The sequence below is a fragment of the Nocardioides ureilyticus genome, from assembly GCF_051280745.1.
Classification (GTDB): Bacteria; Actinomycetota; Actinomycetes; order Propionibacteriales; family Nocardioidaceae; genus Nocardioides.
This window is the reverse complement of record NZ_JBNCOG010000065.1, coordinates 1-4,715: the sequence shown is the minus strand read 5'-3', so window position 1 is coordinate 4,715 and position 4,715 is coordinate 1. Positions and strand designations below refer to the sequence as shown.

General features: G+C 76.1%; 3 protein-coding genes and 1 tRNA gene. 2 read left to right on the top strand and 2 right to left on the bottom strand.

What is annotated here, in order from left to right; all coding sequences use genetic code 11:
• The coding region (gene selA, locus ACSMHG_RS19420; RefSeq protein WP_435748215.1) for an L-seryl-tRNA(Sec) selenium transferase at positions 1–1,070 on the bottom strand (1,070 nt) is incomplete at its 3' end.
• Between the two features lie 77 nt (positions 1,071–1,147).
• Positions 1,148–1,242: transfer RNA gene (locus ACSMHG_RS19415), tRNA-Sec, on the bottom strand.
• 60 nt (positions 1,243–1,302) lie between these two features.
• Here ACSMHG_RS19415 and selD point away from each other — a divergent pair.
• Together selD and ACSMHG_RS19405 are read left to right on the top strand one after the other, a co-directional pair.
• The gene (gene selD, locus ACSMHG_RS19410; RefSeq protein WP_435748213.1) at positions 1,303–2,313 is read left to right on the top strand and encodes a selenide, water dikinase SelD; all 1,011 of its coding nucleotides are present in this window, start codon (positions 1,303–1,305) and stop codon (positions 2,311–2,313) included.
• A gap of 37 nt (positions 2,314–2,350) precedes the next feature.
• A complete protein-coding gene (locus ACSMHG_RS19405; RefSeq protein ID WP_435748211.1) occupies positions 2,351–4,474 on the top strand; it encodes a TPM domain-containing protein in 2,124 nt (707 codons plus the stop codon).
• Positions 4,475–4,715 lie beyond the last annotated feature (241 nt).

Genomic DNA, 4,715 nt, shown 5'->3' with positions numbered 1-4,715 from the left:
GCCTCGGCGGGGTCGCCCAGCGCCTCGGCGAGCCGGCAGGCCCGGTCCAGCAGCGCGGCCGGGTCGGCGGCGAGCGCGGCCGCCACCGGCGGGGTCGGCCCGGTCAGGGTCGCCTCGAGGGCGGCGAGGGTCAGCTTGTCGACCCGGAGCGCCCGCGCGAACGGGTGCCGGCGCAGCGACTCCACCAGCGCCGCCTTGCCGAGCAGCAGGCCGCACTGCGGACCGCCGAGCAGCTTGTCGCCCGAGGCGGTGACCAGCGCGGCACCCTCGCGCAGGGCGGCCGAGGCGCTCGGCTCGTCCGGCAGCCGCGGGTGGGGGGTCAGCAGGCCGGAGCCGATGTCGGCCACCACGGGCACCGGCAGGGTCGCCAGCTGGCGGACGGGGACGCTGGAGGTGAAGCCGGTGACCTGGAAGTTCGACGGGTGGACCTTCAGCACGAAGGCCGTCGAGTCGTCGACGGCGGCCTCGTAGTCGGCGAGGTGCACCCGGTTCGTCGTACCCACCTCGCGCAGCCGGGCGCCGACGGACTCCAGCAGCTCGGGGATGCGGAAGCCGTCACCGATCTCGACCAGCTCGCCGCGGGCGACCACGATCGTGCGGCCCATCGCGAGCGCGCACGTCACGAGCGCGAGCGCCGCGGCGCCGTTGTTGACGACGTGCACCCCGCCTGCGTCGGGCACGGCGGCCGACAGCGCGGCGGTGGTCGAGCGGCCGCGCCGTCCCCGGCGGCCGGTGGCGAGGTCGAGCTCGACGTCGGTGGCGCCGGCGGCCACGGCCAGTGCCTCGACCGCGGCGGCCGAGAGCGGTGCGCGGCCGAGGTTGGTGTGCACCACGACGCCGGTGGCGTTGAGCACCCGGCGCAGCGCGGTGGCGTGGCGGGGGAGCGCCGCGACGGCGGCGTCGGCGACCTCTTCGGGGGCGAGCTCCCCGCGGCGGCAGCGGTCCAACGCCGCCACGACGGACTGCTTCACCAGCCGGTCGCCCAGGCGGGCCGCCGCCTCGCGCAGCCGCGGGTCGGCCAGCACAGCGTCGGTGCGGGGAGTGGCACGCCGGGCGTCGCGGTCGAGCACCCGGCACCTCCTGGCGCAGTCGGCTGGTTGGGCTGGTTCGGCTTGGCTCAGCGGTTGTCTTGGCTCAGCGGTTGTCTTGGCGGAGGCGGACGGGAATCGAACCCGCCTGACCGAGATGCTCGGCCACTACGGTGTTGAGGACCGCGCCCGTCACCAGACGAGAAACGCCTCCGTCGCGACCCTACCCGTCGCACCGCCACCCACCCGCCCGGCGCGCGCTACCGTCACCGGCATGACCACCCCCGCGGCCGGCCTGCGCCTCACCCAGTCCGCGTCGGGCGGCGGATGCGCCTGCAAGGTGCCGCCGGGGGAGCTGGAGCGGGTGCTGGCCGACCTGCCAGGCGGCCGGACGGCGCAGGACCCGACCGGCGACCTGCTCGTCGGGCTGGACTCCGGCGACGACGCGGCAGCGGTGCGGATCGACGGGGAGCGGGCCCTCATCGCGACGGCCGACTTCTTCACCCCCGTCGTCGACGACGCCTACGACTTCGGGCGGATCGCCGCCACCAACGCGCTCTCCGACGTCTACGCGATGGGCGGGGAGCCGGTCGTGGCGATCAACCTGCTGGCTTGGCCGCGGGACCGGATCCCGTTCGAGGTCGCCGCCGAGGTGCTCCGCGGCGGGGCCGACGCCTGCGCCCCGGCCGGCGCCCACCTCGCCGGCGGGCACAGCATCGACGACCCGGAGCCGAAGTACGGCCTGGCCGTCACCGGCATCGGCCACCCGGACCGGCTGCTGCGCAACGACGCCGCGCGCCCCGGCGTACCGCTCACGCTGACCAAGCCGCTCGGCCTCGGCGTCCTCAACAACCGGCACAAGGCGACCGGTGAGCGCTTCGAGCAGGCCATCGAGGTGATGACCACCCTCAACCGCGACGCCGCCCGCGCCGCCGTCGCCGCCGGGCTCCTCGCCGCCACCGACGTCACCGGCTTCGGCCTGCTGGGCCACCTGCACAAGATGGCCCGCGCCAGCGGGGTCACCGCGGTCCTCGACGCCGCCGCCGTGCCGTACGTCGACGGGGCGCGCGAGGCGCTGCGCGACGGGTTCGTGCCGGGCGGCAGCCGCCGGAACCTGGACTGGGTCCGCCCGCACCTCGAGGCGGGCGTCGACGACGACGAGCTGGTCCTGCTCGCCGACGCGCAGACCTCCGGCGGGCTGCTGGTGGCCGGCGAGCTGCCCGGCCACCCGGTCGTCGGGGAGCTCGTGCCCGCCCGCGGCGAACGGACGCTCGTCGTCCGGTAGGTCGTTTGGCCGGGGAGGGGGCGGGTACGAGCAGCCGGTGCTGGCTTCCCGTATCTCCGTCGTCGCGATGACGGCGGCCCTGACGATTGCGCCGGCAGCGGCCGCCTCGGCCGAGGCCCCGGCCCGGACGGCCGCCGTGGCGCCGGCGTCGCCCGTCCACCTCGAGCCGCCATTCGACGTACCGGCCAGCGTCACCGACCGCGCCGGGGTTCTCACCGACAACGAGGAGACCCGGCTCGCCGGCGTCCTCGATCAGGCGCGCGAGGAGGGGATCCAGCTCTTCGCCGTCTACGTCGACAGCTTCGACGGACTGCCGAGCGAGGAGTGGGCCCAGCAGACCTATGCGACCTCCGGCATGGGCGGCGACGACGTGCTGCTCGCCGTCGCCGTCGAGGACGAGCGCTACTCCACCTGGACCACCGCCGAGTCCGGGCTGAGCCCCGAGGATGACCGCCAGGTTCGAGCGGCGTACATCGAGCCGGCACTGGGGAACGGCGATTGGGCCGGTGCGGTCGAGGCCGCCGTGGAGGGGTACGCCGCGGCGCTGGCCGGCGAGGCCGGCGGTGAGCTCGGCGACGGCGGCGTCGGGTCGAACGTCGGCCCGGGCCTGGGCTTCATCGGCGCCGGCTTCGGCGGCCTGCTCTGCCTGTTCCTGCCGTTCGCCGTGATCGTCGGCCTCTTCATGCTGGCCCGCCGGGCCAGCCGCGCCGCCGGGTCGCCCTCCCAGGGGCCCGTCGTGAATGCTGGCCCGCCGCCTCCGCCCCAGCGCTCGCTCGACGACCTGCGCAGCGACGTCGCCGTCGCCCTGGTCGACGTCGACGACGCCATCCGCTCCTCGGCCGAGGAGCTCGCGTTCGCCGAGGCCCAGTTCGGCGTCCAGGCCACCCGCCGGTTCGGGCAGGCGCTGGAGCGCGCCCGGTCCGGCTCGGCCGAGGCGTTTCGGCTGCTGCAGGAGCTCGACGACGAGGAGCTGCGCGGCCGTCTCGACGACACCGAGCGCCGGGCGCGGCTCGAGCACATCATCGCGCTGGCCACCGAGGCCGACCGCAGCCTCGACGCGGAGGAGGAGGAGTTCAACCGACTCCGGAACCTGCAGGCGCGCGTGCCGGAGTTCCTCGTCGAGCTCCGCGGGCGCCTCGGCGGGGTCCGCCAAGCCGTGCCCGTCGCCGAGCAGGAGCTGGCCGGGCTCCGCATCCACCACTCCGAGTCCGCCCTCGAGACCGTCGCCGGCAACGTCACCCAGGCCTCCGCGCTGCTGGACTCCGCCGGGGAGTTCATCGCCTCGGGGGAGAACCACCTGCGCGACGGCGACAACCGCGCGGCCGCCGTCGCCGCCGCACGCGCGGCGGAGGAGGCGATCGGTCAGGCCGACGCCCTCCTGACCTCGGTCGGCAACGCCCGCGACGAGCTGGCCGACGCCGGCGCACGCCTCAGCCAGGCGCTCGCCTCGCTCGCCTCCGACCTCGCCGACGCGGAGCGGCTCTCGGCCGACGACCCGCTCACCACGGCCGCGGTCGCCGAGGCGGAGCGGGCGATGGCGCAGGGCTCCGCGGCCCGCGACGGCGGCGACCCGATCGCCGCGCTGCGCGCGCTGGCCAGGGCCGAGCACGACCTCGACACCGCGCTCGCCCGCTACCGCGAGAACGACGAGCGGACCACCCGCGTGCAGGAGCGCGTGCGCGACCGCCTCGAGCGGGTCGGCGCCCGGCTGCGCAGCATCGACCACACGATCAACACCCGGCGCGGAGCCATCGGCCACGAGGCCCGCGCCTACATCGCCGAGGCGATGAGCACCCACCGCCGCGCCGCCCAGGTCGCGGGCGAGGACCCCGAGGGTGCCGAGCCGCTGCTCGAGCGGGCCGAGCAGCTCGGCGAGCGCGCGCTCGAGGAGGCCCGCCACGACCTCGACTCCTGGGGAGGCGGCCCCGGCGGGGGCACCGTCATCCACACCGGCGGTATCGGCATCAGCCCCGGGTCGCTGATCCTCGGTGGCATCCTCGGCGGCGCGCTCGGCGGCATGGGGGGCCGCGGCGGCGGCTGGGGCGGGTCCCGCGGTGGTATCGGCGGGGGCGGTGGCTTCGGCGGGGGCGGCGGCTTCGGCGGGGGCGGTGGCTTCGGCGGGGGCGGCGGAGGCGGCTTCGGTGGGGGTGGTCGCTTCTGACCCTGCTCGCCGACGCGCAGACCTCCGGCGGGCTGCTGGTGGCCGGCGAGCTGCCCGGCCACCCGGTCGTCGGGGAGCTCGTCCCCGCCCGCGGGGGCACCACGCTGGTCGTGCGCTAGGTGTATTCGGCCATGACGTTGGTGGCATTGGTTGGTCGTTGACGTGAAGAGAACCTCCGGGTGGGGTGTGGCTTGTCGAAGGCCCACTTCCAACCCGGAGGCTCCATGTTCCACGGTAGTGC

What these genes read in the sequence shown, in the direction of transcription:
- selD (WP_435748213.1), top strand. Translation starts at nt 1,303, where the DNA reads ATGACCACCCCCGCGGCCGGCCTGCGCCTCACCCAGTCCGCGTCGGGC.